Origin of the sequence: Aminobacter carboxidus (assembly GCF_014863355.1) — a bacterium.
Taxonomy (GTDB): Bacteria; Pseudomonadota; Alphaproteobacteria; order Rhizobiales; family Rhizobiaceae; genus Aminobacter; species Aminobacter carboxidus.
Genome location: NZ_JACZEP010000006.1, coordinates 159,948 through 185,038 on the forward strand (window position 1 = coordinate 159,948; position 25,091 = coordinate 185,038).

Below are 25,091 nucleotides of genomic sequence, written 5' to 3' on the forward strand. Positions count from 1 at the left end.
CCATGAGCAAGGCAAACACCATCCTCTATCTCGACGGCGTGTCGGTGTCCTTCGACGGCTTTCGCGCCATCAACAACTTGTCTCTGGTGCTCGACAAGGGCGAGATGCGCGCCATCATCGGCCCCAACGGCGCCGGCAAGACGACCATGATGGACATCGTGACCGGCAAGACCCGGCCCGATGCCGGCGAGGTCTATTTCGACGGCAATGTCGACCTCACCCGCCACGACGAGGCCGACATCGCCATGCTGGGCATCGGCCGCAAGTTCCAGAAGCCGACAGTGTTCGAAAACCATTGCGTCGAAGACAATTTGCTCCTGTCGCTGAAGGGCCCCCGCTCGATCCTGCCAGCGCTGTTCAGCCGCCGCTCGACCGCCGAAAACAAGCGCATCGACGACATCTTCGACATCATCCGGCTGGGCCACCGGCGCGGCGACCTTGCCGCCAGCCTGTCGCATGGCCAGAAGCAATGGCTTGAGATCGGCATGCTGCTTGCCCAGGACCCCAAGCTTTTGCTGGTCGACGAGCCGGTAGCCGGCATGACCGACGCCGAGACCGAAGAGACAGCCCGGCTGCTCAAGCAGATCGCCGAGACCCATTCGGTGATCGTCGTCGAGCACGACATGCACTTCGTCCGCGAGCTCGGCGTCAAGGTGACGTGCCTGCACGAGGGCTCGGTGCTGTCGGAAGGCTCGCTGGATTTCGTCTCCGCCGACGAACGTGTCGTCGAAGTCTATCTGGGGCGTTGACGATGTCGTTGCGGGTGGACCTACAGGTACTTCAGTGGCGACCACAGCGTCCAGCGGCGCCACCAGTGCCGACCGGCATGATCTTGGGTTTCACCTACCTCCCCTGGCGTTCCGGAAGGGCCGCCACCCCCGCCTCGCCGGCGGGGGCGCGGGGGGCCCAGCCCGTGGAGTCTGACCATGCTTGAGGTCACCAACGCCATCCTCCACTACGGCGCGGCCGAGGCGCTGCGCGGCGTCTCGCTGACGGCCGAGGCGGGCAAGATCACCTGCGTGCTGGGCCGCAACGGCGTTGGCAAGACCAGCCTGATGAGATCGATCGTCGGCCACAACAGGCTGACATCGGGATCCGTTGCCTTCGAGGGGAAGGCGCTCGACCGGAGCGCGGCGTATGATCGCGCCCGGTCGGGCATCGCATTCGTGCCGCAAGGCAGGGAGATTTTCCCGTTGCTGACGGTCAAGGAAAACCTCGAAACAGGCTATGCCCCACTAGGGCGCGCCGATCGCAACGTGCCGGGCCATGTTTTCGAGCTGTTTCCGGTGCTGCGGCAGATGCTGTCGCGGCGCGGCGGCGACCTTTCCGGCGGCCAGCAGCAGCAGCTGGCCATTGGCCGGTCGCTGGTGATGCGGCCGAAACTGCTGGTGCTCGACGAGCCGACGGAAGGCATCCAGCCCTCCATCATCAAGGACATTGGCCGCGCCATTCGTTACCTGCGCGACAGCACCGGCATCGGCGTGCTCCTGGTCGAGCAATATCTCGACTTCTGCCGCGACCTCGCCGACGTCGTCTACATCATGGACCGCGGCCAGATCATGCACCGGGGCCAAGCGGAGGATCTCGATAATCCGGAAGTCCGCAAGCTGATCATGGTGTAGCGCCCGAGCAGGACACAAGTGCCCGCTTGGCAAAGTCGTCGTTGTTGCAACCGTTTCGATCAGGCGTTCCACGGCTGCAGCCATGCGTCGAAGCAGACGTCCGGAATGGCGACCGAACGGCGCGCGAGGGCATCCCACCAAAATCACATACAACCAACTATTTGACATCTATTTTGAAATTGGCGCACCCGACAGGATTCGAACCTGTGACCTCTGCCTTCGGAGGGCAGCGCTCTATCCAGCTGAGCTACGGGTGCTCGTCGGCGAATTCGCGCCGAACACGCCCGGCGCACCGGACGACGCGCGTTCATAACCGATGCGGCGGCAAGCTTCAACGGGGGAAGTGGCAAATCGCAATGCCCCAGCCAATTGACGCCCACCTACCCGGCATTGTCTAACGGCCGCCAGACATGTTCACGCTGACGCAACCCGAAACCTTCGCCCAGGACATCAAGAAGAGCCGGTTCCTGGCTGCCGCCGGGCCGGTGGCCGACGAGGCGGCGGCGAAGGCGTTTGTCGTGGCTCATTCGGATGCCGGTGCCAATCACAATTGCTGGGCCTGGCGCGTCGGTCAAAGCTACCGTTTCAGCGACGACGGCGAACCGAGCGGCACGGCGGGCAAGCCGATCCTGCAGGCGCTCGACGGCCAGTCGCTCGACCATGTCGCCGTGGTGGTCAGGCGCTGGTTCGGCGGCATCCTGTTGGGCAGCGGCGGGCTGGTACGGGCTTATGGCGGTACCGCAGCCGCCTGCCTGAGGGCAGCGACCAAGACCGAAATCGTCGTCTCGGTCGAGGCAAAGGTCACCTGCGGCTTTGCTGATCTGGCAATCGTCCAGGCCCGGCTCGCGGCCCAGCAAGGCGTGCACATGACAGCCGAAACCTTCACCGCGACAGGTGCTGAACTTGTGGTGGCGCTGCCGGAGGCTGACATCGCTGTAATCGTGCGGATGATTGCCGACCTGACCAGCGGCCGGGCGACCGTTGACCTGCCGGATTGACCTCGGGCAGGTGCTTAGTCCGATCTAGGCCGGCTCGACTTTTCGGTGGGCCAAAAGGTAGCGCTCCGGCGTATGATGATGGTGGGACACGATCCCCGTTCGGCACAAGAAGGCCCCCGCCGGATCGGGCATCAACAGACCCTCAAGTTCTTTAGACACCAAGCCAACGATAGCCTTCAGGCACCGGCCAACCACCGTCAGGAGACCAACATGGACATCAAACGCAGCGGCTCGCGGCCTTCGGCAACGCCCTCGCCGGACTATTTCACCGGTGCGGTGCGCCAGGATCCTGTAATCGAAGCGCCGGCGCCGGCCCGGCTGCGTGCCGTCACCGTCACCTTCGAGCCCGGCGCGCGCACGGCCTGGCACACCCACCCGCTCGGCCAGACGCTGCTTGTAACCTCGGGCCTCGGCTGGGCCCAGGTCTGGGGAGGAGCCGTCGAAGAGATCCGCACTGGCGACGTGGTCTGGTTCGCACCAGGCGAAAAGCACTGGCACGGTGCTTCAGCGACGACGGCGATGACCCATATTGCCTTGCAGGAAGCGCTCGACGGCCGCGCCGTCGATTGGCTCGAGCATGTCACGGATGAGCAGTACAAGGCGCCGGCATAAGACGGCGCAGACCATAGGCTACTGCAGCTCGCCCATCGGTACCGGCGCATCGCCCTCTTGGACGGTCTCGCCCGTGTCGACCGGCATCGGCATGCCGGGCACGGCGGGCGCCGGCAAGGGTGCGGCCAGCGCGGTGGCCGCCGGTGCCGGGGTGAACAGTTGCGACGCCACGCTGCCGCCGGCCGCCTGCGGCATGTAGCGCACGATCATCTCCTCGACCTGGGCGTTGCGCTTGCGTGCCGTGTCGCCGCCCATGACGACGATCACCAGCTTGCGGCCATCTGTTTGCACCGAGGTGACAATGTTGAAGCCCGAGGCCCTGATATAGCCGGTCTTGATGCCGTCGACGCCATTGACCCGCCCGAGCAGGTCGTTGTGGCCACGGACACGCTTGCCGCGGAAATTGAAGTCGGTCGCCGAGAAATAGGAGTAGTGCTGCGGGAAATGCTTGCGCAGCGCCATGCCGAGCACCGCCATGTCGCGCGCCGTGGTGCGCTGCTGCGGGTCGGGCAGGCCCGAGGCGTTGCGGAAGACGGTGCTGGTCATGCCGAGCTGGCGCGCCTTCGCCGTCATCTGGCGGGCAAAGCCCTCCTCCGAACCGCCGATATATTCGCCGACGGCCACCGCGACGTCATTGGCCGACTTGGTGGCCAGCGCGCGGATCGCCGATTCGAGCTCGATCTTCTCGCCACGCTTGAAACCGAGCTTGGAAGGCGGCTGCGAGCGGGCATTCTCCGACACCGGAATGAACGTGGTCTTGGCCACGCGCCCCTGCTGCATCGCCTCGAAGGTCAGATACAGTGTCATCATCTTGGTCAGCGAGGCGGGATAGCGCGGTGCCGTCGAATAAGCCTGGTAGAGCGTGCGCCCGTTGGACGCGTCGACGACGATGGCGGCAAACTTGTCCGGCGCCGCCTGCGGCGCGACGCTCAACGTCTCCGATGTGGCGCAGCCGGCGAGCAGGGTCGCCACGGCAAACAGCGCCACGACATTGCGCCACAGCCCGGACAGCCGAAACCGCGGAAATCTGAAAGGCAGCAAGGAAGAGTGGGTCTGGGCTTGCAAGGAAAGAACCTGTCGGTGATCGCCAAAATCTGGCTTTGTCACATGCCGGCCGGCAGCGACAGCCGGAAAATTACAGAACGCGCGCCATTCCGTCCATTTGACCTGATGCCACAAACGCATGTTGCACCGGCAGTGTTGAATATTGGTTACACCTGCCAGCTTGCGCGAAGGATGCCAAATCGGCTCTGTTGGGCCATGCAGCGGGGGTGATTTGGCATGAACGAGCATGATTTCGAGGCCGAGGGCATTTCAGCCACGCTCGATCTTACCGTCGGCCACATCGCCAGGCTGGTCATCGAAAGCGGCGGGCGAACGCTCGAGCCGCTGCACCGCGCGCCCTGGATCGATCACGCCGACCTGCCCGAAGGCCTGCCCGAGGGTGTCGTCAGGCTATCAGGCGATTTCTTGTGCGCGCCGTTTTCGCGCAGCGATGTCGAGCCAGCACCTCTGCACGGCTGGCCGGCCAACAGTGCCTGGGATGTCGTTTCCGACGAAGCCATACCGGGCGGTCGCCGCTCGAGCTTCCGGCTGCAGCACAAGGTGATGGGTGCTGTCGTCGAAAAGACGCTCATCCTGCGCGACGGGCACCCCTTCCTCTACCAAGAGCATGCGTTCACTGGCGGGTCGGGTGCGATCTCGGTCGCCCATCACCCGATGACCGAGATGGCCGAAGGCGGACGCCTGGCCTTTTCGCCGAAGCGGCTGGCCGCGACCCCGCCCGATGTCACCGAGCCCGACCCGGCGCGCGGCGCCCATCTGCTAGCCTATCCCGCCCGCAGCAGCGACCTCACCCGCTTCCCGGCCGCCGACGGCGGGCAAACCGACCTCACCGACTACAGTGCTTCGCGCCGGCACGAGGACTTCGTCACCCTCGTTGAGGCCGTCCATGGCGGCATGGGCTGGACGGCGGTGGCGCGCAAGGCTGAGGCCGATGTCGTTCTGGTGCTGAAGAACCCGGCCGAGCTGCCCGTCACCATGCTGTGGATCAGCAATGGCGGCCGCTGTTACGCGCCATGGAACAGCAGGCATGGCGTGCTCGGCATCGAGGATGGACGCGCGGCTGTCGGCCATGCCGCGTCACTCGGCGACAACTGGCTGAAGCAGGAAGGTGTCGAGACAGCGTTTGTGCTCGGCGGCAGCGTCACCTTCCGCCAGATCGTCGGAGCGCTGCCGCTGGACGGCGGCGACCCGCCGTCGCAGGTGGAAGCGAAGCCGGGCAGGCTGCGCCTCACCTTCGCCGATGGCGGCCACCGCGAGGTGCCGTTTGACGAAACCTTCCTGCAGATCGGCCAGCAGGTCTTGAAGTGACGCGGCCGCCGCCTCATTTTTGACGGGTGCGGCGGCAGAATGTCATCGAAACCATCGGGGAGATCCATGTCCGAAATCGCCCACATCGCCGCAACCCTGTTCAAGCGCGCCCATCATGCCGAGCGCTTCGTCATCGGCATCGCCGGACCGCCCGGATCGGGCAAGTCGACGCTTTCGGCGGCCCTGCATGACGTCCTGCCCGAAGGTTCCGCCGCGGTGGTGCCGATGGACGGCTTCCATTTCGACGATGCGGTGCTGGAAAGGCGCGGCCTGAGCACACGCAAGGGTGCGCCCGAGACCTTCGACTTTGCCGGCTTCGAAGTGCTGCTCAAGCGCCTGCGCGCCGCCGAACCAGACATCGCCATTCCGGTCTTCGACCGCAGCATCGAGCTGTCGCGCGCCGCGGCCGACATCGTTTCAGCCGACGTCAAGTTCATCCTCGTTGAAGGCAACTACCTGCTGCTCGACGAGGAGCCGTGGCAGCGGCTGCATCAGCTGTTCGACTTCACCATCTTCGTCGACGTGCCGCGCGAGGAGCTGGAACGGCGCCTCGTCGAGCGCTGGCGCGAGCATGGCCGTTCGGACGCCGACGCGCGCAACTGGATCGACAGCAACGACATGCCCAACATCGACCGCGTGCTCGCCGCCAGGCGCGAAGCCGACCTGGTGATCGGACGCACCGGGCCGCTTTGACGGCCGATCGGAAGTCTGGAGTTCCACAGGCCGTTTGATAACCCTGCCGAGGCATATGGCATGGTTTTCGGGGTCGCCGAAGGCGACGAGCGCAGCGGACATTGGGGCCGTGAGCACCGGACGCGGAGAAAACCGCGTCAGGTGACCAGCAGGGTAGAGTTGACGAATGGCCTCTAGCCGCGTGCGGGAATGTTCAGTCCAGCCTGCACCGCCGGCCGCGCGAGGCCGCGCTCCAGCCATGCCGCGACATTTTCGAAGCTCTTGAAGCCGACCAGGTCGCCGGCATCGTAGAAGCCGATCAGGTTGCGCACCCAGCCGAGCAGCGAGATGTCGGCAATGGTGTAGTCGTCATCCATGATCCACTTGCGGCCTTCGAGCCGCTTGTCGAGCACGCCGAGCAGGCGGCGCGACTCGTCGCGGTAGCGCTCGAGCGGACGCTTGTCCGATATCTCGCGGCCGGCGAACTTGTGGAAGAAGCCGAGCTGGCCGAACATCGGGCCGACCGACGCCATCTGGAAGAACACCCACTGGATGGTCTCGTAGTGGCGGGCGCGATCACTGGGGATCAGGCGGCCGGTCTTTTCGGCGAGATAGATCAGGATAGCCCCTGACTCGAACAGCGCCAGCGGCTTGCCGCCGGGACCGTTGGGATCGATGATCGCGGGAATCTTGCCGTTCGGGTTCAGCGCCAGGAACTCCGGCGTCCAGCTCTCGTTCTTGCCGATATTGATGGCATGCGCCTCGTAGGGCAGGTCGAGCTCTTCGAGTGCGATCGACACCTTCACGCCGTTTGGCGTCGGGAAGGAATAAAGCTGGATGCGGTCGGGGTGCTGCGCCGGCCAGCGGGCCGCAATCGGAAATGGAGTGAGATCGCTCATCGTCGGTTCCTCGTGGGGTGGCCCGGCGTGACGCGCGCTGGCCAGAATGGTGGGGGCATGCAAAAGTTAGTTACGCAGGCGCGCCGCATCAATATGCAGGCGCGCTGTTTATCCCGATGACAGTTGAAGCCGACGACAGCGCGGTCAGACCGCCTTCACCGCAACGACGGCGTTGGTGCCGCCAAAGGCAAAGCCGTTGCTGATCGCCACGCGCACGTCGCGCTTCCTTGCCACGTTCGGCGTCACGTCGAGATCGCAATCGGCATCGGCCTCGCGATAGTTGGCGGTCGGCGGCACGATGCCTTCGCGCACCGCGTTGACGCAGGCGATCATCTCGAGCGCGCCAGAGGCGCCGAGGCAATGGGCGTGCATCGACTTTGTCGACGACACCGACAGCTTGTCGGCATGGGCGCCGAAGACGCGGCGGATGGCGGCCGTTTCGATCTGGTCGTTGGCCTTGGTGCCGGTGCCGTGCGCGTTGATGTAGTCGACCTCTTCAGGCGCAAGCCCGGCATCGGCCAGGCAGGCGCGCATTGCAGCGGTCGGGCCTTCGACAGTCGGCGCCACGATGTCGGACGCGTCACCGGACATGCCGGTGCCGGCAAGCTCGGCCAGGATCGTCGCGCCGCGCGCTGTTGCGTGTTCATACGTTTCGAGCACGACCATGCCCGCACCCTCGCCGAGGACCAGACCCTGCCTGTCGGCGGAGAACGGACGGCAGGTGTCGGGCGCAACGACGCGCAACGCTTCCCAGCCCTTGATCACGCCCCACACCAGCGGTGCATCGGTGCCGCCGGCAACGATCGCGTCGGCGCGGCCGAGCAGCAGCTGGTCCATCGCGGTGGCGAAGGCGTGGTTGGACGACGAGCAGGCGGAAGTGACACCGAACACCGGTCCACGCAGGCCAAGGCTCATGCTGACCTGGCCGGCGGCTGCACCCGGCATGACCTTCGGCACGGTGAAGATGCCGGCGCGGTTTTTGCCTTCGAGCAGGATAGCGCGATAGTTCTCTTCGATCGCGTCCCAGCCGCAGACGCCGACACCGACGATGGAGCCGACGCGGTGGGTGTTTTTTTCATCCACGACCAGGCCGGACTGCCGCATCGCTTCCTTGGCCGCGATGACAGCGAGAAGGCTGAAGCGGTCCATCGAAACGAGCTGCTTGCGCTCGATACCATGCTCGGGAAGCTGCTTGATCTCGGCGCCAATGCGGATCTTGAGGTCATGCAATTCGCCATTGGTCAGCGGCCCGATGGCCGGACGGCCAGCGCGCATGGCATCCCAGATGGCCGGAGCGTCGGTGCCGAGCCCGCAAAGCCCGCCGATACCGGTAATGACGATGCGGGGGCGCTTCATCTCAGGCAGATTTTGCAATCAGGACGCGAACGGCTTCGACCATGTCGCCGACATTCTTGAGGCTGCTCCACGCATCGACGGTGTTCATCTCGATCTCGATGCCGTACTCTTCCTCGAGGTCGAAGATGATCTCGGTGAGTTCCAGCGAGTGGATGCCGAGCGACGTCAGCTCGGTATCGAGCGTGATCTCTTCGCCACCTTCCTCAGCATGCGCCTTGATCTTGGCGATGATGTCCGTTGCCAACTGGTCGGCCATAAGTACCCTTCCCCAGAACTCTCAAACTTGCCGAGCCCGTGCCGCGCAGCTCCTGCGCCGGCCCCGAGCCCGACCTTTCAGACGAAAATCGCCCCCGAATTGAGCCAAAAAGGCGTCCCTGTATAGAAACGGAAACGTCAGGAGGCAACAAGCTTGTATATCGACAATTCCGCCAGTGTGGCTAACCTTTGGGCATCATGACATCAGACACATCCTTGTCCGCTCAGACGGACGCAGCGGCAATTTCCTCGCAGCGCGTGGCGGCGCGCGCCCGCATCGAGGTCGAGCGCAGTGCCGGCCGCAGCCGTCTCGCCCGCCTCTACCAGGACGGCGCGGCCAAGATCAGGCTGCCCGAAACCGACGCCGATCCATTGGAAGCGGTGCTGATCAACATGGCCGGCGGGCTGACCGGCGGCGACAGGCTTGGCTGGGAGGTTTGCGTCGGCGCGGGCGCACGCGCCGTCATCACAACCCAAGCCTGCGAGAAGGTCTACCGCGCGCTTGCCGACCGTGCCGAGGTCGACGTCCGCCTGTCGGTCGGTGCCGGCGGCTGCCTCGCCTGGCTGCCACAGGAAACCATCGTCTATGACCGCTCGGCCTTTTCACGCAGGCTCGACGCCGACCTCGCCGCCGGTGCGGAAGCGCTTGTTGTCGAAGCCACCGTCTTTGGCCGCAGCGCCATGGGCGAACGCGTGGAAGGTGGCATGTTCCGCGACCGCTGGCGCGTCAAGCGCGAGGGCCGGCTGGTCCATGCCGAGGATTTCGCCGTTGGCCCCGACATCGAAGCGACATTCGCCAGCCCGGCCTCGGCGGGCGGGCGGGTCGCCATGGCAACGCTGCTGCTGGTTTCCGACCGCACCGAAACGCTGCTGGAGCCGGCGCGCCAGATCATCGGCGACGACGGCGGCGCCAGCCTGTGGACGGTCGCCGGAACTGGCAAGCTTCTTGCGAGGCTTTACGCAGAGGACGGCTATTCGCTGCGCAAACGACTCGTCCCGCTGGTCGAACTGCTCAACGGGCAGGCAGGCCTGCCCAGACTTTGGTCACTTTAGGATTTTTGGTACCGGCATGAACCTGACGCCAAGGGAAAAAGACAAGCTTCTGGTCGCCATGGCGGCGATCGTCGCGCGCAAGCGGCTCGAACGCGGCGTCAAGCTCAACCATCCCGAGGCGGTCGCGCTGATCTCCGACTTCATCGTCGAGGGCGCGCGCGATGGCCGCCCCGTCGCCGAGCTGATGGAGGCCGGCGCCCATGTCATCACCCGCGCCCAGGTCATGGACGGCATCGCCGAGATGATCCACGACGTCCAGGTCGAGGCCACCTTTCCCGACGGCACCAAGCTCGTCACCGTCCATGAACCGATCCGCTGAGGTCTTGCCCATGCTGGAACTTCGCCCCAACTGCGAGTGCTGCGACCGCGACCTGCCACCCATGGCGACAGACGCTGTCATCTGCACCTTCGAATGCACCTTCTGCACCGACTGCGCGACTGGCGTGCTTGGTGGCTCCTGCCCCAATTGCGGTGGCAATTTTTCCGCCCGGCCGATCCGGCCTGCCGCGATGCTCGTCAAATATCCGGCCTCGACCAAGCGCGTGTTGAAAGCCGAAGGCTGCGCGTCGAAATCCGCAGCCTGATTGTCCCGAACCGAAGGTATCCGCACATGCTCAAGCGTCTCGCCCTCGCCGTATCCCTGCTCTCGCTCTCGGTTGCACCCGCCCTTGCCCATCTCAATCACCAGGAGCATGGCTCGTTGCTCGCCGGCGTGTCGCATCCGCTGTTTGGCGCCGATCACATCCTAGCCATGGTCGCGGTCGGCTTGTGGGCAGCACTGCTCGGCGGCCGCGCCCAGGGGCTGGTGCCCTTGGCCTTTGTCGGAACCATGGCGCTGGGCTTCGCCGCCGCCATCGCCGGCGCGCCTCTGCCCTTCGTCGAGCCCGTCATCCTCGCTTCGGTGGTGGTGATCGGCCTGCTTGCCACGGTTGCGCTCAAGGTGCCGACCTGGGCCGGCATGGTCATGGTCGGCTTCTTTGCCTTCTTCCACGGCCACGCCCATGGCGGCGAACTTGGTTCGGCGGGCGCGCTGTCCTTCGGCATCGGCTTTGCCCTGTCGACGGCGCTCTTGCATGCCTCCGGCGTCGGCCTCGGTCTCGGCATCGGCCGCATCTTCGGTGGCGATACCGGACGGCTGGTGACGCGCATTGCCGGTGGTGCGACAGCGCTCGGCGGCCTGTGGCTGGCGCTCGGGGCGTGAGACCCATGATCCCCGGCGAATTCATCACCGCTCCAGGCTCGATCGAGCTCAACAAGGGCCAGCCGACCGTCACGCTCAAGGTCGCCAACATCGGCGACCGGCCGATCCAGGTCGGCAGCCACTATCATTTCTACGAGACCAACAGCGGCCTTCGCTTCGACCGCGAACAAGCGCGCGGCATGCGGCTCGACATCGCCGCCGGCACCGCCGTGCGTTTCGAGCCGGGCCAGGAGCGCGACGTGACGCTGGTGCCCTATGGCGGCAAGCGCGAGGTCTACGGCTTCCAGCAGAAGGTGATGGGAAAACTCTGATGCCAGCACAAATCTCCCGCACCGCCTATGCCAGGATGTTCGGCCCCACCGTCGGCGACAAGGTGCGGCTTGCCGACACCGAGCTGTTCATCGAGGTCGAGAGTGATTTCACCTGTTATGGCGAAGAGGTGAAGTTTGGCGGCGGCAAGGTCATCCGCGACGGCATGGGCCAGAGCCAGCTCAGCCGCGCCCAGGGTTCGATGGACTGCGTCATCACCAACACTGTGGTTCTCGACCACACCGGCATCTACAAGGCCGATGTCGGCCTCAGGGACGGACGCATCGCTGCCATCGGCAAGGCAGGCAATCCCGACACCCAGCCCGGCGTCACCGTCGTCATCGGCCCCGGCACCGAGATCATCGCCGGCGAAGGCAAGATCCTGACCGCCGGCGCCATCGACACACACATCCACTTCATCTCGCCGCAGCAGGTCGAAACGGCGCTGAATTCGGGCGTCACCTGCATGGTCGGCGGCGGCACCGGCCCGGCGCACGGCACGCTTGCCACCACCTGCACACCGGGACCGTGGAACATCGCCCGCATCCTCCAGGCCTTCGATGGCCTACCGATGAATGTCGGCGTGTCCGGCAAGGGCAATGCCTCGCTGCCGGGCGCGCTGGAAGAGCAGGTGCTGGCCGGCGCCTGCGTGCTCAAGCTGCACGAGGACTGGGGCACGACGCCCGCCACCATCGACACCTGCCTCTCAGTCGCCGACGCCTACGACGTCCAGGTGGCCCTCCACTCCGATACGCTCAACGAAGGCGGCTTCGTCGAGGACACTGTCGCCGCCTTCAAGGGCCGCACCATCCACTCCTTCCACACCGAAGGTGCCGGCGGCGGCCATGCGCCCGACATCATCAAGATCTGCCAGTATCCGAACGTCATCCCTGGATCGACCAACCCGACGCGGCCCTACACCGTCAACACCGTCGCCGAGCACCTCGACATGCTGATGGTCTGCCACCATCTGTCGCCGTCGATCCCCGAGGACATCGCCTTCGCCGAAAGCCGCATTCGCAAGGAAACCATCGCCGCCGAGGACATCCTGCACGACCTCGGCGCCTTCTCTGTCATCTCGTCGGACAGCCAGGCCATGGGCCGCGTCGGCGAGATGATCATCCGGACATGGCAGACCGCCGACAAGATGAAGCGCCAGCGTGGTTCCTTGGCTGCTGAAACAGGCGACAACGACAATTTCCGCGCCCGCCGCTACATCGCCAAATACACCATCAACCCGGCCATCGCGCATGGCATGTCGCGCGAAATCGGGTCGATCGAAGTCGGCAAGCGCGCCGACCTCGTGCTGTGGAACCCGGCCTTCTTCGGCGTGAAGCCCGACCTGGTGCTGCTCGGCGGCTGGATCGCCACCGCCCCCATGGGCGACCCCAACGGCTCGATCCCGACGCCGCAGCCGAGCCACTACCGCCCGATGTTCGGCTCGTTTGGCAAGGCGCTGACCAACAGCTCGATCACCTTCGTCTCGAAGGCCGGGCTGGAGAGCGGCCTGCGTGAACGGATCGGCGTCGAAAAGCAGTTGGTGGCGGTGGAAAACACCCGTGGCGGCATCGGCAAGCGCTCGATGATCCTCAACGACGCGATGCCTGAGATGGAGGTCGATCCCGAGACCTACGAGGTGCGCGCCGACGGCGAGCTTCTGACCTGTGAGCCTGCGACGGTCCTGCCCATGGCGCAGCGCTACTTCCTGTTTTAGCTTCTGCGCCAAGCATTGGGAGGCCGCGATGAAGCTCGAAATGATCCAGGTGGATGCCTTCACCGATAAGGTTTTCACAGGCAATTCGGCGGCGGTCGTGTTCCTCGAGGACTGGCTGCCCGACCAAGTGCTCCAGGGCATCGCCTTGGAGAACAACCTCGCTGAAACGGCCTTCCTGAAGCCGAGCGGGGACGAGTGGGACATTCGCTGGTTCACCCCCACCGACGAGGTGCCGTTCTGCGGCCACGCGACGCTGGCCTCGGCCTGCGCGCTCCATTTGCGCAAGGGCGTCGAGCGGACCATGCGCTTTTCCACCCGCGAGGTCGGCGACCTCAAGGTCGCGCCACAGCACGGCGGTTATCGCATGGACATCCCACGCTTCGATCCCGACTACGCCATCCCTGACGATGCACTGGTCAACGGCCTGCGCGATGACGGCTGGGTCCGGCTGTTCCGCAACCGCGAGAACTTTTTCGTCGAGCTGGCTTCCGAGGCTACGCTGCGCGCCTACCAGCCCGACCTGCCGCACATCGCCAAGCTCGGCTCGTTCGGCCTGTGCATCACCGCGCGGGGCAGCGACTGCGATTTCGTCTCGCGCTATTTCGCGCCTGGTGCTGGCATCCCGGAAGATCCGGTCACCGGCTCGACCCACGCAACACTCGCTCCCTACTGGACGGAAAAACTTGGCAAGACCACGCTGGCGGCGCGCCAGCTGTCGGCCCGGGGCGGTGTGCTCGGCTGCGAAGTCGCGGGCAACAGGGTCTACCTCACCGGCCAGGCCGTGATCTACATGGATGCGACGATCCACCTTCCTTGATCGCCCCTGCCGTCGAAGAACCGCCCGCGACCTGATGCCACGCCGGCAGCGCTGGAACGGCTTCCGGCGAGTTGTTATCTAGCCCCCGCTAGCTAAAAATTCGGCAGGATTCCTGGACCCAAGACCAGGGCATCCTGCTTTCTTGGAAATGGAGTTTCAAATGATCGGCAAGAAAGTTCCTGCTGTCACCTTCCGCACGCGCGTGCGCGACGAGGCCGTTGGCGGCCCGAACCCCTTCCGCTGGGAAGACAAGACCTCGGCCGACTATTTCGACGGCAAGCGCGTCGTGCTGTTTTCGCTGCCGGGCGCCTTCACGCCGACCTGCTCGACCTACCAGCTGCCCGACTTCGAGAAGCTGTTCGGCGAATTCCAGGCTGAAGGCATCGACGCGATCTACTGCGTGTCGGTCAATGACGCCTTCGTCATGAACGCCTGGGGCAAGTCGCAGAACCTCGACAAGGTCAGCTTGATCCCGGACGGCTCGGGCGAGTTCACCCGCAAGATGGGCATGCTGGTTGCCAAGGACAATGTCGGCTTCGGCATGCGCTCGTGGCGCTACGCTGCCGTCATCAACAACGGCCGCATTGAAAAGTGGTTCGAGGAAGAAGGCTTCGCCGACAATTGCGACAGCGATCCCTACGGTGTCTCCTCGCCGCAGAACATTCTTGAAGCCCTCAAGAACGACGCCGTCGCCGAGGCCGCGTAAGCTTCAACGTCTTCGCTTGATACAAAGCCTCGGCCGCGAAAGCGCGCCGGGGTTTTTTTGTACCCCAGGCCATACACGGCCTGCTCACGGCAACGTCTATTGGCTCGAAATTTGTTTCGGCGCAGGATGCCCTCAAGCATCCTCCATCTCGAATTTCTCCCGGAACAAGACGACCATGCCCGCATTCGATACCAGGGGCGCGCGATGACGCCCGAACCGGCGGCCGCCGAAATCTTCCCGCATATCCGCATCGTCATGGGCATGATCATCGGCCTCGGCATGGCGCGGCTTTTGTCGGGCGTCGCCCGCATCGTCCAGCATCCCGACCAGTACCGGCTCTACCCGGTGCACCTCGCCTGGGTGGCGTCGCTGCTTTTGACGCTGGTGCATTTCTGGTGGTGGGAGTTTGGCCTCTATGCCGTCGAGAGCTGGACCTTCGGCACCTACCTGTTCATCCTCGGCTACGCGATCACGCTGTTTTTGCTCTGCGCCCTGCTCTTCCCCGACTCGATGCAGGACTACAAAAGCTACGAGGATTTCTTCTATTCGCGCCGTGCCTGGTTCTTCGGCCTGTTGGCCATGACCTACCTGCTCGACATCGTCGACACATTGATCAAGGGCGAGGCGCATTTCGCCCATTTCGGCGGCGAGTACCTGATCCGCACGCCCATCCTGGTGGCACTTTGCCTCATCGCCATCGCCACAGCGAGCAAGCGGTATCATCTGACTTTCGTGACGGCTACTTTGCTGTATCAGATATCGTGGATCTGGCGGCTGTTCGACACCATCGTCTAACCGCCGGCAGCTCCGCCATCACGCCACAGGAAAAAACGACCCATGCTGCGCGCTATCCAGATCATCCGTGCCGACGCCGCCACCGGTGCGCAGCCATTCGATGTCGCCGTGCTCGCTCATGACGAGCGCCACGTCAGGCGCCGCGTCATCGCGCTGTCACAAGGCGAGCGCGTTCTCGTCGACCTGCCCGAGCCGGTGGTGCTCGAAACCGGCGTTCTCCTGCTTCTTGAAGACGACCGCACCGTCGGGATCGTCGCAGCCGAGGAACAGCTCTACGATATTCGCGCCCGCGACGCCGTCCACCTGACGCAGCTTGCCTGGCACATCGGCAACCGCCATCTCGCCGCTGCCATATCGGCCGAGCGCATCCTCATCCTGCGCGACCATGTCATCAAGGCGATGCTGGAGGGGCTCGGCGCCACCGTCACCGACATGCTGGCGCCGTTCGAGCCGGTGCGCGGCGCCTATTCCGGCCATGGCGATCACGGCCACTCGCACGATCATGGCCATCACCATTACGACCATGGCAGCCACCACCATCACCACCATGACTGAGCGCGGCACCACCGCATTGCTGCGGCTGATGGCCTGGCTGTCGCCGGCCTTCCCGGTTGGCGGCTTCTCCTACAGCCATGGCCTCGAACGCACTGTGCATGACGGGCTCATCGCCAATCGCGACGACCTCGCCGGCTGGCTGGCAACGCTGGCCGTCTCAGGCTCGGGCTGGAACGATGCCGTGCTGTTTGCCGAGGCGTGGCGGCGTGCTCGCGATGGCGGCGACCTCGCCGGTGTCGCCGAACTTGCGGAAGCACTGGCCGGCTCGCGCGAACGCCACATGGAAACGATGCTACAGGGAAAGGCCTTCCTCGCCGCAGCAGCCGCCTGGCCGCATCCGGTGCTGGAACGACTTCCGCCCGACTGCCCCTATTGCGTCGCCGTCGGCGCTGTCGCCGGCGCGCATGGCATTGCGCTTGAGGATGCGCTGGCAGCTTACCTGCAGGCCTTTGCCAGCAACCTGATCCAGGCAGCGATCCGGCTCAGCGTCATCGGCCAGACCGCCGCCACCGGCATCGTTGCCGCGTTCGAACAGACCGCTCTTTCGACGGCGGCGCGTGCGGCAGTATCGACACTCGACGATCTGGGGTCCGCCGCCATAACCTCCGACATCATGGCGATGCGCCACGAGACCCAACATTCGAGGCTGTTCCGCTCATGACCGTGCTCGCTTTCGCCCTCGCCGCCGTGCTTTACCTCATTGCCTCCATTCATGCCTATTGGGGGCTCGGCGGCGTCTGGCCCGGCACCGACCAGGCCTCCTGTGCCCGCGCTGTCGCCGGTTTCCGCGGCGTCGAGACCATGCCCGGCGCCTTCGCCAGTTTCGCCGTCACCGCCTGCGTGGTGCTGGCAACGCTGTGGCCGCTGGCGCTTGTCGGCGTCTTCGCCACTCCCTTCCCCAAGGCGGGGCTTGCCGCCTCGGCCCTGCTGATCGCAATGGTCTTTCTCGGCCGTGGCATCGCCGGCTTCACCCCGGCATGGCGCCGGCTGACGCCGGAAATGCCGTTCGCGCGCCTCGACCGGCAATATTACTCGCCGCTGTGCCTGCTCATCGGCACGGGTTTCGTCGTCCTCGCAATCAGCGGATTTCAGTCATGACCTCGAAAAACGGCCCGCTTCGTATCGGCATCGGCGGCCCTGTCGGCTCTGGCAAGACGACGCTGACCGAAAAGCTGTGCAAGGCGCTGCGCGACGAGTTCTCCATCGCCGTCGTCACCAACGACATCTACACCAAGGAAGATGCGATGATGCTGGCGCGCCTGCAGGCGCTGCCGGAAGAGCGCATCATGGGCGTGGAAACCGGCGGCTGCCCGCACACCGCCATCCGTGAGGACGCCTCGATCAACCTCCAGGCGATCGCCGAGATGAACCGAAAATTCCCCGACCTCGACATCGTCTTCATCGAGTCCGGTGGTGACAATTTGGCCGCGACCTTCTCGCCCGACCTCGCCGACATCACGCTCTATGTCATCTCGGTCTGCCAGGGTGAGGAGATCCCACGCAAGGGCGGTCCCGGCATCACCCGCTCCGACTTCCTGGTCATCAACAAGAGCGATCTCGCGCCCTATGTGAACGTCAATCTCGAGGTCATGGAGGGCGACGCCGCCCGCCAGCGCGGCAAGCGCCCGTTCGGCTTCACCGATCTTTCGCGCGGCAAGGGCCTGGAAGCCGTCATCGATTTCATCGTCGAAAATGGCGGGCTCAGGCTGGATCAGCAGATTTCAGCCTGAGCCGATGTTGCCGTGCCGCGACAGGCACGGCATTCTTCCCCGGCTAAAGGGAGGAACAACATGGCCGTCACCCAGCTCAAGCAGACAAACCTGCCGTTCTATGAGGAGCGCGTCGACCTTGCCTGCGCCTTCCGCTGGACGGCGCGGCTCAACATGCATGAGGCGGTAGCCAACCATTTCTCGCTCGCCGTCAATGACGACGGCTCGAAATTCCTGATGAACCCCAACCAGGTGCATTTCTCGCGCATCAAGGCGAGCGACCTGCTTCTGATCGACGCCAACGATCCCGAAACGATGAGCGGGCCCAACGCGCCCGACCCCACCGCCTGGGGCTTGCACGGCGCGGTCCACCGCAACTGCGCCCATGCGCGCTGCGTCATGCATGTGCATTCGATCCACGCGACGGTGCTCGCTTCGCTCGCCGATTCCACCTTGCCGCCGATCGACCAGAACACGGCGATCTTCTTCCGCCGCCATGTCGTCGACGCCCATTATGGCGGGCTGGCTTTCGAGGAAGAGGGCGAGCGCTGCTCCAGCCTGCTCGCCGATTCCAAGGTCAAGGTGATGATCATGGGCAATCACGGCGTGCTGGTCGTCGGCGACAGCGTCGCCGACACCTTCAATCGGCTCTATTATTTCGAGCGCGCCTGCGAGACCTACATCAAGGCTTTGTGGACCGGCCGGCCGCTGCGCACGCTGTCGGACGAAATTGCCGAAAAGGCAGCGCTCGAGCAGGAAGACTATCCCGGCCAGGCCGAACGCCACCTCGCCGAGCTCAAGGCGATCCTCGACGAGCAGGAGCCGGTGTATCGGAACTGACGCACTGCCTGGCCAGGTCCGGATTGTTCGAAACCGCTTGTGCTCGGTTACATCGCGGATGGATCCCGGCTCTCCGACGCTCGCTGCGCTCGCGCTTCGCCCCGAAGATGACGAGGGTGAGATAACTTCGTCAGGAGCGCGACGTCGCGGAGACCCGGGGATCCATCCATCCTCGCCATCTCCGCCGCGCCAAAGGTCCCATTCAAATCCTTGCAGCTAGTCCAGCCCGAGCAACGCCCTGACCTCTTCAGCACTGTGCGCCACCAGCGCACCCGCCGGCCCCTCGATCTTGTCCTGCGGCCAGAAGATGGTGCGCATGCCGGCGGCGACGCCGGCCATGGCACCCGGCACGCTGTCTTCCATCACCGCCGTGTCGGCAGCCGCGATGCCGGTGAGGTAGGCGGCGCGCAGATAGGGCTCGGGATCGGGCTTGCCGTTGCGCACGTCGTTGCGGCTGATCGTCTTCATCGTCGGCTCGTGCACGCCGACGGCTTTCAGATTGGCCTCGACCACCATGCGGTCGGAATTGGACACGATCGCCTGGACCACGCCCTTGGCCTTCAGGTCGCGGAAGATCTCCATCGCGCCGTCGCGCGGCAGAAGGTTGGGCGCGCGGCCCATGTAGTGATCGTATTTGAGGTTGATCCAGTCATCGAATTCGAGGCCAAGACCGAACTGGTCGCGCAGCACCTCATAGACCGGGCGCGCCGCCTGGCCGACGACGCGGGCGTGCAGGTCGGCCGGTGGTTCCACGCCGACGCTGCGTAGTGCTGAAACCAGCGATTCCTCGTGCAGCGGCTCGCTGTCGATCAGCGTGCCGTCCATGTCCCAATACACTGCCTTCGGTGTCATGCGAGCGATCCTTGTTCACCCCATTGCTCATAGGAGCTTTGGCGGTGGAAATGAACCGCTCATGTGACAGTGCAGTACACATGCGCGTGCGCCAAACCATCAGCGGCGGCGGCCGCAAGGGTCGTTGCCGTCGAGATAGCCCATATCACGCTTAAGGTGATCCGGCAGGTCGCGGACATCAAGGAGACGTTTGCGCGAACGCCAACCGAAGACTGCCGCCAGCCGTGAAGTCAGGGAAACCGGTTCGCAGTGGATGAGACTTGCCTGTGCCGTGTTCATGACATTCAACTCCGCTAATACCCGTCATCAGTTGATGGGTTGACCTTGATATAACGCTGTGAAACCCTTTATTTCCAATCGAACGTCGATCTGAACCCATTAACAGGGCTTATGTATAATGGCCGAGCAACTACCGCCGCTTGCCGCTGTCAGGGTGTTTGAAGCCGCCGCCCGCCACGCCAGCTTCACCAAGGCAGCGGCTGAGCTCGGCATGACCCAGGCGGCGGTCAGCTACCAGATCAAGCTGCTCGAAGAGCGCGTCGGCGCGCCGTTGTTCCTGCGCCAACCCAGGCAGGTGGTGCTGACCGAAACCGGCGCCCGCCTGGCACCCGCCGTCAGCGACGCGTTCGGCATCCTGAGCGAGGCCTATGCCGCGGCGCGGGCCGGCTCGGGCGGCACCTTGTGCATCTCGACGGTGCTGACCTTCGCCTCCAACTGGCTGGCGCGCCATATCGGCTCGTTCCAGCTGCGCCACCCAGCCATCGCTGTGCGCCTCGATACCTCCAGCCACATGGTTGATTTTTCGCGCGAGGAGGTCGACATCGGCATCCGCTCCGGCGACGGCAATTGGCCGGGACTTGTCACCCATTTGCTGTTTCGCGCCCAATACGCCCCGATGCTGAGCCCGCGCCTTGCCGAAAGCGTCGGCGGCATCAAGGAGCCAGCCGATCTTCTGAAGCTGCGTATCCTCGATCCCAGCGACGTCTGGTGGAAACGCTGGTTCGAGCTCGCCGGTGTCCCCGCCGACAGCCTGGAAGGGCGCCCCGACACCTCGATGGGCTCGCAGGCCTACGAGGCCAATGCCGCAATGGCCGGCCAGGGCGTGGCGATCCTGACGCGAAAGTTCTTCACCAGCGAGCTCGCCGAAGGCCGGCTGATCCAGCCCTTCGACCTGCTTGGCGATGACGGCCATGCCTACTGGCTGGTCTATCCCGAGGCGCGCCGCAACGTGCCCAAAATCCGCGCCTTCCGCGAGTGGCTGCTGCCCGAGATTTCCGACTTCGCCGACTGAGCGCCGGCGCCCGCACCACGGTGCTGGCTCAATGCTTGGCCACCCTGACGCCTTGCCAGGCCAGCCCGTTTGCTTCAAAACCGCTCCACGGCGAGGCAAAACCAGGTGTTTTGAGGCCGAATCGATCGATATCGGCGGCATATCTCGCGATATCGGCACGAAAGACGAAAAGAAATGTCTGCGATCGCAACCGGCGCGCAATCACCGGCAACGCCTTGGCGTCACGAAATTCGGGCGATGCTGGCGCTCGCCTGGCCGATGATTCTGACCAATCTCGGCCAAACGGCGATGACCGCCACCGACGTCATGATGATGGGCCGGCTCGGATCGAACGCACTCGCTGCCGGCGCGCTCGGCTCCAACCTCTATTTCGCGCCACTGATCTTCGGGCTCGGCCTGATGCTGGCGACCTCGCCGATGATCGCCACCGAACTCGGCCGCAAGCGCCATTCGGTGCGCGACCTCAGGCGCACCGTGCGCCAGGGGCTGTGGCTCGCCATCCTGGTCTCGATCCCGATCTGGATCATCCTGTGGAACGCCGAGGCGATCCTCAAGGCGATGGGCCAGGAGCCCGCACTCGCCGAAACGGCCGGCGTCTATGTGCGCTGGCTGCAATGGGCGGTGCTGCCGTTCTACGGCTACATCGTGCTACGCTCGTTCATCTCGGCGCTCGAACGCCCCGGCTGGGCGCTGACCATCGTCTTCGCCGCCGTTGCCTTCAACGTACTCGCCAACTGGTGCCTGATGTTCGGCCATCTCGGCTTCCCGGCCATGGGCGTCGCCGGCTCGGGGCTGGCCACCACCTTGTCGAGCGTATTGATGTTCGCCGGCATGGCGGCGGTGGTGACGCTGGAGCCAAAATTCCGCCGCTACCACCTGTTTGGCCGCTTCTGGCGCGCCGACTGGCCACGTTTCGTCGGCCTGCTCAAGCTCGGCCTGCCGATCGCCGGCATCCTGGCCTTCGAGGTCACCATCTTCAACGCCGCGGCCCTGCTGATGGGCCTGATCGACGCGCCGTCGCTGGCAGCGCACGCCATCGCCATCCAGATCGCCTCGATCAGCTTCATGGTGCCGCTCGGCCTCAACCAGGCTGTCACCGTGCGCGTCGGCCTCGCCTATGGCGCTGGCAATCCCGAGGGCGTCAGCCGCGCCGGCTGGACCGCCTATGTCATGGGCGTCTCGTTCATGACGATGACCGCGCTGATCATGCTGTTCTGGCCGCATCTGCTGATCAGTGCCTTCATCGACGTCTCCGATCCGGCCAATGCGGTGGTCATCGGTCTCGCCGTGTCGTTCCTGGCGCTCGCCGCCCTGTTCCAGATCGTCGACGGCGCCCAGGCGGTTGCCGCCGGCATGCTGCGCGGCCTGCACGACACGACGGTGCCGATGATCTATGCCGGCATCGGCTACTGGGGTGTCGGCCTGCCGCTCGGCGCGGTGCTCGCCTTCCATTTCGGCTTCAATGGCGTCGGTATCTGGATCGGCCTGTCGGCCGGGCTCGCGGTGGTTTCCGTACTGCTTCTGTGGCGCTGGCTCAGACGCGACAGGCTCGGCCTGATGCACCAGCCGGTGATCTGACGAATAGGGCCGCGGGAACGCGGCCCTATTCGATTCAGCTCTCCGAGGACATCGCCCCAAGCAGCCGCCTGATGTCGCCGAACTTGGCGATCAGGCCGAACACCAGTGCCGCCACCGCGACGAAGAACACCGACACCGAGGCCATCGTCGGCGTGTAGCCATAGCGCAGGGCGTTGAAGATCTTGATCGGCAGCGTCTCCAGCGTGAAGCCGATCGTCATGTAGGCGACGATGTATTCGTTGAGCGACAAAACGAAAGCAAAGGCATAACCCGAGACGAGATAGGGCCGGATCAGCGGCAGCACCACCGTTTTCAGCACCGTGCGGTCGTCGGCGCCCATCGTCGCCGCCGCCTCGACCAGCGAACGGTCGATGGAGGCGAAGCCAAGCGACAACGTCACCAGCGGTAGGGTGACGAAGAAGATCGCGTGGCTGATGACAGCCGTCCAAGGCTGGCCGTAGAAGCCCGACGTCGCCCAGAAGGTGAGCATGCCGAGTGCGGTGATGACCGGCGGCAGGATGAACGGCGCCAGCCCCAGGATCTGGAACACGTTGGCCCAGGGCGCTATGCGCCGCCACAGGAACCATGCCAGCGGAAGCGCAATGGCGACGGCGAGAGCCGCCGCAGTCACCGCCAGCGACAACGAGGCGAACAGCGCCTTGCGCCATTCCGGATCGGCGAAGATCTGCGCGTACCAGGCCAGCGAAAAGCCTTTCGGCGGAAAGGCCAGGTCCTGCTTTTCGTTAACGGAGACGCCGGCAACGACGATCAGCGGTGCTGCCAGGAACAGGGCAACGGCTGCGAAATAGAGCCGGCGAAGGAATGTCTGTATCACAGCGCGTTCTCCCTGCGTCCGACGAGCAGCGTCAGGCCGACAAGTGCCAACGACATCAGCACCAGAAACACCGCCATCGCTGCCGCAAACGGCATGTTGGACTGGTAGATGGCCTGGTCGGTGATCAGCACCGACAGCGTCCAGTGCGACGGCCGGCCAAGGATCTGCGGCAGCAGATAGGAGCCGAGCGCGAAGACGAAGACCATGATCAGCGTCGCGACGATGGTGTTGCGCAGTGCTGGCACGACGACGTTCATGAAGGCCCTGACCGGCGAGGCGCCGAGCGTGCGCGCCGCCTCCAGCAAGGTTGGATCAAGCCGCACCAAGGCGGGGTAAAGCACCAGGATGGTGTAGGGCAGCGCCTGGTAGACCATGCCGGTCAGCACCGCCCAGAAGCTTGGCGTCAGCGCCACCGGCTCCTTCATCAGCCCGATCGCCACGAACAAATTGGTGATGCCGGCGGTTCGTGTAAACAACGTCGACCAGGCAAAGCCGATGATGACCTCCGACAGAGAAAGCACCGACAGCAGGCAGACCAGCCAGATCGTCTGCACCTTGCGTGGCCGCTTGGTCAAAAGGTAGGTGAAAGGAAAAGCGATGACCACGCAGCAGATCGCCACCGTCACCGCCAGCATCAGCGAAAAGCCCAGCACCTTGGCGAAAAACAGGCTGAGGAAGCGGGCGTAATTGTCGAAGACGAAGTCGGGCGTATAGAAGCCCGAGGGATCGCGCTGGAAAAAGCTGACGGCGATCATCGTCGAGAACGGCACGACGAAGAAGACGATCAGCATCAGCCCGGGAAAGAACAGCGGGCTGTAATCGGCTAGCGATTTCGGCGCCTCGCGTTTCATGACTTGAGCACCACGCAGGCTTCCTCCGGCAGGACCACGCCAACCTGCTGGCCGGCCACCACTTCGGGCCGTTCACGCGGCGTGGCGACAGCGACGATCGTCTTGCCGCCTGTTTCAACGAAGGTCTCGATGGTGCCGCCAAGATCGCGCACGAACGTCACCGTACCTGATATCGCGTCGCCGCCGACTGGGCCGAGATGCACGTCCTCGGGACGGATCGAAACAGACGCCTTGGTCAAGCCTTCGGGCATCGTCAGATTGGGGATGGCCTGGCCGAGCACCGAGACGCGGCCCGCTTTGTCGACGGTGGCGTCGAGCAGGTTGGTCATGCCGATGAAGTCGGCGACGAAGGCGTCGGCCGGCTTGCGGTAGATCTCGATCGGCGGTGCCGCCTGCAGAATCTTGCCGTTCCCCATGACGACGACAAGGTCGGCCATGGTCATTGCCTCGCGCTGGTCGTGGGTGACGACGAAGGTGGTGATGCCCAGGCGCTGCTGCAGCTGGCGCAGCTCGACCTGCATCGCCTCGCGCAGCTTGGCGTCGAGCGCCGACAGCGGCTCGTCGAGCAAAAACAGTTTTGGCGACAAAGCGAGCGCGCGGGCAATGGCGACGCGCTGGCGCTGGCCACCGGAAAGCTTGGCCACCGGGCGGTCGGAAAAGCCCTGCAGATGGATCAGCTTGAGCAACTCGTCCGAGCGCTTCTTCTGCTCGTCACGCGATGCGCCGCGGATGCGCAAGGGATAGGCGATGTTGTCACCGACCGACAGATGCGGAAACAATGCCAGCGACTGGAACACCATGCCGAGGTTGCGTTTGTGCGTCGGCACCGGCGTGATGTCGGTGTCGTCGAGCAGGATCTGTCCGCTGGATGGGTCCTCGAGCCCGGCGATCATGCGCAAAAGCGTGGTCTTGCCGCAGCCCGACGGACCAAGCAGGCAGACGAACTTGCCATGCGGCACCGACAGATTGGCCGTGTCGACAGCGGTGAAATTGCCGAATGACTTGGTGATGTCCTTAAGCACGAGTCCGGACATGAGGGGGCCTTGAAACGTTGGAGCGGCGTTGCGGAAAGCGTCTCTTGTCCCTGTCCTGAGCTTGTCGAAGGAACAGGAAGAAGATGCCGGCAGGCAGATGAGGGGCGGTGCGAGCCTTGCCGCGCCGGCTCTGCCCCTCATCCGGCCCTACGGGCCACCTTCTC

31 protein-coding genes and 1 tRNA gene are annotated in these 25,091 nt (G+C 64.6%); 22 read left to right on the forward strand and 10 right to left on the reverse strand.

The window, feature by feature from the left end; all coding sequences use genetic code 11:
- The first annotated feature begins 2 nt into the window (after positions 1-2).
- Together urtD and urtE are read left to right on the forward strand one after the other, a co-directional pair.
- A complete protein-coding gene (gene urtD, locus IHE39_RS19345) occupies positions 3-749 on the forward strand; it encodes an urea ABC transporter ATP-binding protein UrtD (protein WP_192567628.1) in 747 nt (248 codons plus the stop codon).
- 177 nt (positions 750-926) lie between these two features.
- Entirely contained in the window at positions 927-1,622 is a 696-nt protein-coding gene (gene urtE / locus IHE39_RS19350; protein WP_192567629.1) for an urea ABC transporter ATP-binding subunit UrtE, read from the forward strand.
- 180 nt (positions 1,623-1,802) lie between these two features.
- Here urtE and IHE39_RS19355 read toward each other — a convergent pair.
- A tRNA-Arg gene (locus IHE39_RS19355) sits at positions 1,803-1,879 on the reverse strand.
- A gap of 153 nt (positions 1,880-2,032) precedes the next feature.
- On the opposite strand from IHE39_RS19355, the gene IHE39_RS19360 reads away from it, so the two are divergent.
- Both IHE39_RS19360 and IHE39_RS19365 read left to right on the forward strand, forming a co-directional pair.
- Positions 2,033-2,620, forward strand: coding sequence for an IMPACT family protein (locus tag IHE39_RS19360; RefSeq protein ID WP_192567630.1), 588 nt, complete (start codon positions 2,033-2,035; stop codon positions 2,618-2,620).
- A gap of 210 nt (positions 2,621-2,830) precedes the next feature.
- The gene (locus tag IHE39_RS19365; protein WP_192567631.1) at positions 2,831-3,232 is read left to right on the forward strand and encodes a (R)-mandelonitrile lyase; all 402 of its coding nucleotides are present in this window, start codon (positions 2,831-2,833) and stop codon (positions 3,230-3,232) included.
- Positions 3,233-3,250: 18 nt separating this feature from the next.
- Here IHE39_RS19365 and IHE39_RS19370 read toward each other — a convergent pair whose 3' ends face one another.
- Positions 3,251-4,219 carry a D-alanyl-D-alanine carboxypeptidase family protein gene (locus IHE39_RS19370; protein WP_343070111.1) on the reverse strand — a complete coding sequence of 323 codons (969 nt, stop codon included), beginning with the start codon at positions 4,217-4,219 and terminating at the stop codon, positions 3,251-3,253.
- 294 nt (positions 4,220-4,513) lie between these two features.
- Here IHE39_RS19370 and IHE39_RS19375 point away from each other — a divergent pair, with 294 nt between their 5' ends.
- Together IHE39_RS19375 and IHE39_RS19380 are read left to right on the forward strand one after the other, a co-directional pair.
- Complete coding sequence (locus tag IHE39_RS19375; protein ID WP_192567632.1) at positions 4,514-5,605, forward strand: hypothetical protein; 1,092 nt, start codon at positions 4,514-4,516, stop codon at positions 5,603-5,605.
- A 66-nt stretch (positions 5,606-5,671) separates the two neighbouring features.
- Complete coding sequence (locus IHE39_RS19380) at positions 5,672-6,298, forward strand: nucleoside triphosphate hydrolase (protein WP_192567633.1); 627 nt, start codon at positions 5,672-5,674, stop codon at positions 6,296-6,298.
- A gap of 173 nt (positions 6,299-6,471) precedes the next feature.
- Here IHE39_RS19380 and IHE39_RS19385 read toward each other — a convergent pair whose 3' ends face one another.
- From IHE39_RS19385 to IHE39_RS19395, 3 genes are all read right to left on the reverse strand, one after another.
- Complete coding sequence (locus IHE39_RS19385) at positions 6,472-7,176, reverse strand: glutathione S-transferase N-terminal domain-containing protein (protein ID WP_184770312.1); 705 nt, start codon at positions 7,174-7,176, stop codon at positions 6,472-6,474.
- 144 nt (positions 7,177-7,320) lie between these two features.
- On the reverse strand, positions 7,321-8,532 hold the full coding sequence (locus IHE39_RS19390; protein ID WP_192567634.1) for a beta-ketoacyl-[acyl-carrier-protein] synthase family protein: 1,212 nt from the start codon (positions 8,530-8,532) through the stop codon (positions 7,321-7,323).
- A gap of 1 nt (position 8,533) precedes the next feature.
- Positions 8,534-8,788 (reverse strand): acyl carrier protein, encoded by a 255-nt coding sequence (locus IHE39_RS19395; RefSeq protein WP_184770310.1) that lies wholly within the window; start codon positions 8,786-8,788, stop codon positions 8,534-8,536.
- 197 nt (positions 8,789-8,985) lie between these two features.
- Between IHE39_RS19395 and IHE39_RS19400 the strand changes: the two genes are divergently transcribed.
- The 14 genes from IHE39_RS19400 (at position 8,986) to IHE39_RS19465 (ending at position 18,486) form a co-directional block, all read left to right on the forward strand.
- Entirely contained in the window at positions 8,986-9,840 is an 855-nt protein-coding gene (locus IHE39_RS19400; protein WP_192567635.1) for an urease accessory protein UreD, read from the forward strand.
- Between the two features lie 16 nt (positions 9,841-9,856).
- On the forward strand, positions 9,857-10,159 hold the full coding sequence (locus IHE39_RS19405; protein ID WP_184770308.1) for an urease subunit gamma: 303 nt from the start codon (positions 9,857-9,859) through the stop codon (positions 10,157-10,159).
- Positions 10,160-10,169: 10 nt separating this feature from the next.
- Positions 10,170-10,424, forward strand: coding sequence for a DUF1272 domain-containing protein (locus tag IHE39_RS19410; protein WP_192567636.1), 255 nt, complete (start codon positions 10,170-10,172; stop codon positions 10,422-10,424).
- Positions 10,425-10,450: 26 nt separating this feature from the next.
- Positions 10,451-11,041, forward strand: a complete 591-nt coding sequence (locus IHE39_RS19415; protein ID WP_192567637.1) for a HupE/UreJ family protein — start codon at positions 10,451-10,453, stop codon at positions 11,039-11,041.
- Between the two features lie 5 nt (positions 11,042-11,046).
- The gene (locus IHE39_RS19420) at positions 11,047-11,352 is read left to right on the forward strand and encodes an urease subunit beta (RefSeq protein WP_192567762.1); all 306 of its coding nucleotides are present in this window, start codon (positions 11,047-11,049) and stop codon (positions 11,350-11,352) included.
- Positions 11,352-13,064, forward strand: a complete 1,713-nt coding sequence (gene ureC, locus IHE39_RS19425) for an urease subunit alpha (RefSeq protein WP_184770304.1) — start codon at positions 11,352-11,354, stop codon at positions 13,062-13,064. The genes IHE39_RS19420 and ureC overlap by 1 nt, the downstream gene beginning before the upstream one ends.
- A gap of 28 nt (positions 13,065-13,092) precedes the next feature.
- Entirely contained in the window at positions 13,093-13,881 is a 789-nt protein-coding gene (locus tag IHE39_RS19430) for a PhzF family phenazine biosynthesis protein (protein WP_192567638.1), read from the forward strand.
- Between the two features lie 160 nt (positions 13,882-14,041).
- Entirely contained in the window at positions 14,042-14,587 is a 546-nt protein-coding gene (locus IHE39_RS19435; RefSeq protein ID WP_192567639.1) for a peroxiredoxin, read from the forward strand.
- A 204-nt stretch (positions 14,588-14,791) separates the two neighbouring features.
- Positions 14,792-15,382 (forward strand): hypothetical protein, encoded by a 591-nt coding sequence (locus tag IHE39_RS19440; RefSeq protein ID WP_184770301.1) that lies wholly within the window; start codon positions 14,792-14,794, stop codon positions 15,380-15,382.
- Positions 15,383-15,424: 42 nt separating this feature from the next.
- Positions 15,425-15,937 carry an urease accessory protein UreE gene (gene ureE, locus IHE39_RS19445; protein ID WP_192567640.1) on the forward strand — a complete coding sequence of 171 codons (513 nt, stop codon included), beginning with the start codon at positions 15,425-15,427 and terminating at the stop codon, positions 15,935-15,937.
- A complete protein-coding gene (locus IHE39_RS19450; protein WP_434781326.1) occupies positions 15,906-16,598 on the forward strand; it encodes an urease accessory protein UreF in 693 nt (230 codons plus the stop codon). The genes ureE and IHE39_RS19450 overlap by 32 nt, the downstream gene beginning before the upstream one ends.
- Entirely contained in the window at positions 16,595-17,035 is a 441-nt protein-coding gene (locus IHE39_RS19455; protein WP_192567641.1) for a DUF3995 domain-containing protein, read from the forward strand. Before IHE39_RS19450 ends, IHE39_RS19455 begins: the two co-directional genes overlap by 4 nt.
- Entirely contained in the window at positions 17,032-17,667 is a 636-nt protein-coding gene (gene ureG / locus IHE39_RS19460; protein ID WP_184770298.1) for an urease accessory protein UreG, read from the forward strand. Before IHE39_RS19455 ends, ureG begins: the two co-directional genes overlap by 4 nt.
- A gap of 60 nt (positions 17,668-17,727) precedes the next feature.
- Entirely contained in the window at positions 17,728-18,486 is a 759-nt protein-coding gene (locus tag IHE39_RS19465; RefSeq protein ID WP_184770297.1) for a class II aldolase and adducin N-terminal domain-containing protein, read from the forward strand.
- Between the two features lie 216 nt (positions 18,487-18,702).
- Here the strand turns inward: IHE39_RS19465 and IHE39_RS19470 are convergent, their stop codons facing one another.
- Together IHE39_RS19470 and IHE39_RS19475 are read right to left on the reverse strand one after the other, a co-directional pair.
- A complete protein-coding gene (locus IHE39_RS19470; protein WP_184770296.1) occupies positions 18,703-19,338 on the reverse strand; it encodes an HAD family hydrolase in 636 nt (211 codons plus the stop codon).
- Positions 19,339-19,437: 99 nt separating this feature from the next.
- Entirely contained in the window at positions 19,438-19,617 is a 180-nt protein-coding gene (locus tag IHE39_RS19475; RefSeq protein ID WP_192567642.1) for a hypothetical protein, read from the reverse strand.
- A 118-nt stretch (positions 19,618-19,735) separates the two neighbouring features.
- Here IHE39_RS19475 and IHE39_RS19480 point away from each other — a divergent pair, with 118 nt between their 5' ends.
- On the forward strand, positions 19,736-20,629 hold the full coding sequence (locus IHE39_RS19480) for a LysR substrate-binding domain-containing protein (protein ID WP_192567643.1): 894 nt from the start codon (positions 19,736-19,738) through the stop codon (positions 20,627-20,629).
- Positions 20,630-20,803: 174 nt separating this feature from the next.
- Positions 20,804-22,207 (forward strand): MATE family efflux transporter, encoded by a 1,404-nt coding sequence (locus IHE39_RS19485; protein ID WP_184770293.1) that lies wholly within the window; start codon positions 20,804-20,806, stop codon positions 22,205-22,207.
- A gap of 34 nt (positions 22,208-22,241) precedes the next feature.
- Here the strand turns inward: IHE39_RS19485 and IHE39_RS19490 are convergent, their stop codons facing one another.
- From IHE39_RS19490 to IHE39_RS19500, 3 genes are read right to left on the reverse strand one after another with little or no spacing between them, the layout of a single operon-like run.
- Positions 22,242-23,039 carry an ABC transporter permease gene (locus IHE39_RS19490; protein ID WP_184770368.1) on the reverse strand — a complete coding sequence of 266 codons (798 nt, stop codon included), beginning with the start codon at positions 23,037-23,039 and terminating at the stop codon, positions 22,242-22,244.
- Positions 23,039-23,893: an ABC transporter permease gene (locus IHE39_RS19495; RefSeq protein ID WP_192567644.1), complete on the reverse strand. Its 855-nt coding sequence runs from the start codon at positions 23,891-23,893 to the stop codon at positions 23,039-23,041. The genes IHE39_RS19490 and IHE39_RS19495 overlap by 1 nt, the downstream gene beginning before the upstream one ends.
- Positions 23,890-24,927, reverse strand: coding sequence for an ABC transporter ATP-binding protein (locus tag IHE39_RS19500; protein WP_192567645.1), 1,038 nt, complete (start codon positions 24,925-24,927; stop codon positions 23,890-23,892). The genes IHE39_RS19495 and IHE39_RS19500 overlap by 4 nt, the downstream gene beginning before the upstream one ends.
- Positions 24,928-25,091 lie beyond the last annotated feature (164 nt).

Excerpts from the sequence above, each read along its gene's own strand:
- IHE39_RS19415 (WP_192567637.1), top strand. The coding sequence starts at position 10,451 with ATGCTCAAGCGTCTCGCCCTCGCCGTATCCCTGCTCTCGCTCTCGGTT.
- urtE (WP_192567629.1), top strand. The coding sequence starts at position 927 with ATGCTTGAGGTCACCAACGCCATCCTCCACTACGGCGCGGCCGAGGCG.
- IHE39_RS19410 (WP_192567636.1), top strand. The coding sequence starts at position 10,170 with ATGCTGGAACTTCGCCCCAACTGCGAGTGCTGCGACCGCGACCTGCCA.
- IHE39_RS19500 (WP_192567645.1), bottom strand. The coding sequence starts at position 24,927 with ATGTCCGGACTCGTGCTTAAGGACATCACCAAGTCATTCGGCAATTTC.
- IHE39_RS19380 (WP_192567633.1), top strand. The coding sequence starts at position 5,672 with ATGTCCGAAATCGCCCACATCGCCGCAACCCTGTTCAAGCGCGCCCAT.
- IHE39_RS19360 (WP_192567630.1), top strand. The coding sequence starts at position 2,033 with ATGTTCACGCTGACGCAACCCGAAACCTTCGCCCAGGACATCAAGAAG.
- IHE39_RS19420 (WP_192567762.1), top strand. The coding sequence starts at position 11,047 with ATGATCCCCGGCGAATTCATCACCGCTCCAGGCTCGATCGAGCTCAAC.
- IHE39_RS19455 (WP_192567641.1), top strand. The coding sequence starts at position 16,595 with ATGACCGTGCTCGCTTTCGCCCTCGCCGCCGTGCTTTACCTCATTGCC.
- ureC (WP_184770304.1), top strand. The coding sequence starts at position 11,352 with ATGCCAGCACAAATCTCCCGCACCGCCTATGCCAGGATGTTCGGCCCC.
- IHE39_RS19385 (WP_184770312.1), bottom strand. The coding sequence starts at position 7,176 with ATGAGCGATCTCACTCCATTTCCGATTGCGGCCCGCTGGCCGGCGCAG.
- IHE39_RS19480 (WP_192567643.1), top strand. The coding sequence starts at position 19,736 with ATGGCCGAGCAACTACCGCCGCTTGCCGCTGTCAGGGTGTTTGAAGCC.
- IHE39_RS19400 (WP_192567635.1), top strand. The coding sequence starts at position 8,986 with ATGACATCAGACACATCCTTGTCCGCTCAGACGGACGCAGCGGCAATT.
- IHE39_RS19375 (WP_192567632.1), top strand. The coding sequence starts at position 4,514 with ATGAACGAGCATGATTTCGAGGCCGAGGGCATTTCAGCCACGCTCGAT.
- IHE39_RS19365 (WP_192567631.1), top strand. The coding sequence starts at position 2,831 with ATGGACATCAAACGCAGCGGCTCGCGGCCTTCGGCAACGCCCTCGCCG.
- IHE39_RS19450 (WP_434781326.1), top strand. The coding sequence starts at position 15,906 with ATGGCAGCCACCACCATCACCACCATGACTGAGCGCGGCACCACCGCA.
- urtD (WP_192567628.1), top strand. The coding sequence starts at position 3 with ATGAGCAAGGCAAACACCATCCTCTATCTCGACGGCGTGTCGGTGTCC.
- IHE39_RS19470 (WP_184770296.1), bottom strand. The coding sequence starts at position 19,338 with ATGACACCGAAGGCAGTGTATTGGGACATGGACGGCACGCTGATCGAC.
- IHE39_RS19465 (WP_184770297.1), top strand. The coding sequence starts at position 17,728 with ATGGCCGTCACCCAGCTCAAGCAGACAAACCTGCCGTTCTATGAGGAG.
- IHE39_RS19440 (WP_184770301.1), top strand. The coding sequence starts at position 14,792 with ATGACGCCCGAACCGGCGGCCGCCGAAATCTTCCCGCATATCCGCATC.
- IHE39_RS19435 (WP_192567639.1), top strand. The coding sequence starts at position 14,042 with ATGATCGGCAAGAAAGTTCCTGCTGTCACCTTCCGCACGCGCGTGCGC.
- ureE (WP_192567640.1), top strand. The coding sequence starts at position 15,425 with ATGCTGCGCGCTATCCAGATCATCCGTGCCGACGCCGCCACCGGTGCG.
- IHE39_RS19405 (WP_184770308.1), top strand. The coding sequence starts at position 9,857 with ATGAACCTGACGCCAAGGGAAAAAGACAAGCTTCTGGTCGCCATGGCG.
- IHE39_RS19475 (WP_192567642.1), bottom strand. The coding sequence starts at position 19,617 with ATGAACACGGCACAGGCAAGTCTCATCCACTGCGAACCGGTTTCCCTG.
- IHE39_RS19485 (WP_184770293.1), top strand. The coding sequence starts at position 20,804 with ATGTCTGCGATCGCAACCGGCGCGCAATCACCGGCAACGCCTTGGCGT.
- IHE39_RS19430 (WP_192567638.1), top strand. The coding sequence starts at position 13,093 with ATGAAGCTCGAAATGATCCAGGTGGATGCCTTCACCGATAAGGTTTTC.
- IHE39_RS19495 (WP_192567644.1), bottom strand. The coding sequence starts at position 23,893 with ATGAAACGCGAGGCGCCGAAATCGCTAGCCGATTACAGCCCGCTGTTC.
- ureG (WP_184770298.1), top strand. The coding sequence starts at position 17,032 with ATGACCTCGAAAAACGGCCCGCTTCGTATCGGCATCGGCGGCCCTGTC.
- IHE39_RS19390 (WP_192567634.1), bottom strand. The coding sequence starts at position 8,532 with ATGAAGCGCCCCCGCATCGTCATTACCGGTATCGGCGGGCTTTGCGGG.
- IHE39_RS19395 (WP_184770310.1), bottom strand. The coding sequence starts at position 8,788 with ATGGCCGACCAGTTGGCAACGGACATCATCGCCAAGATCAAGGCGCAT.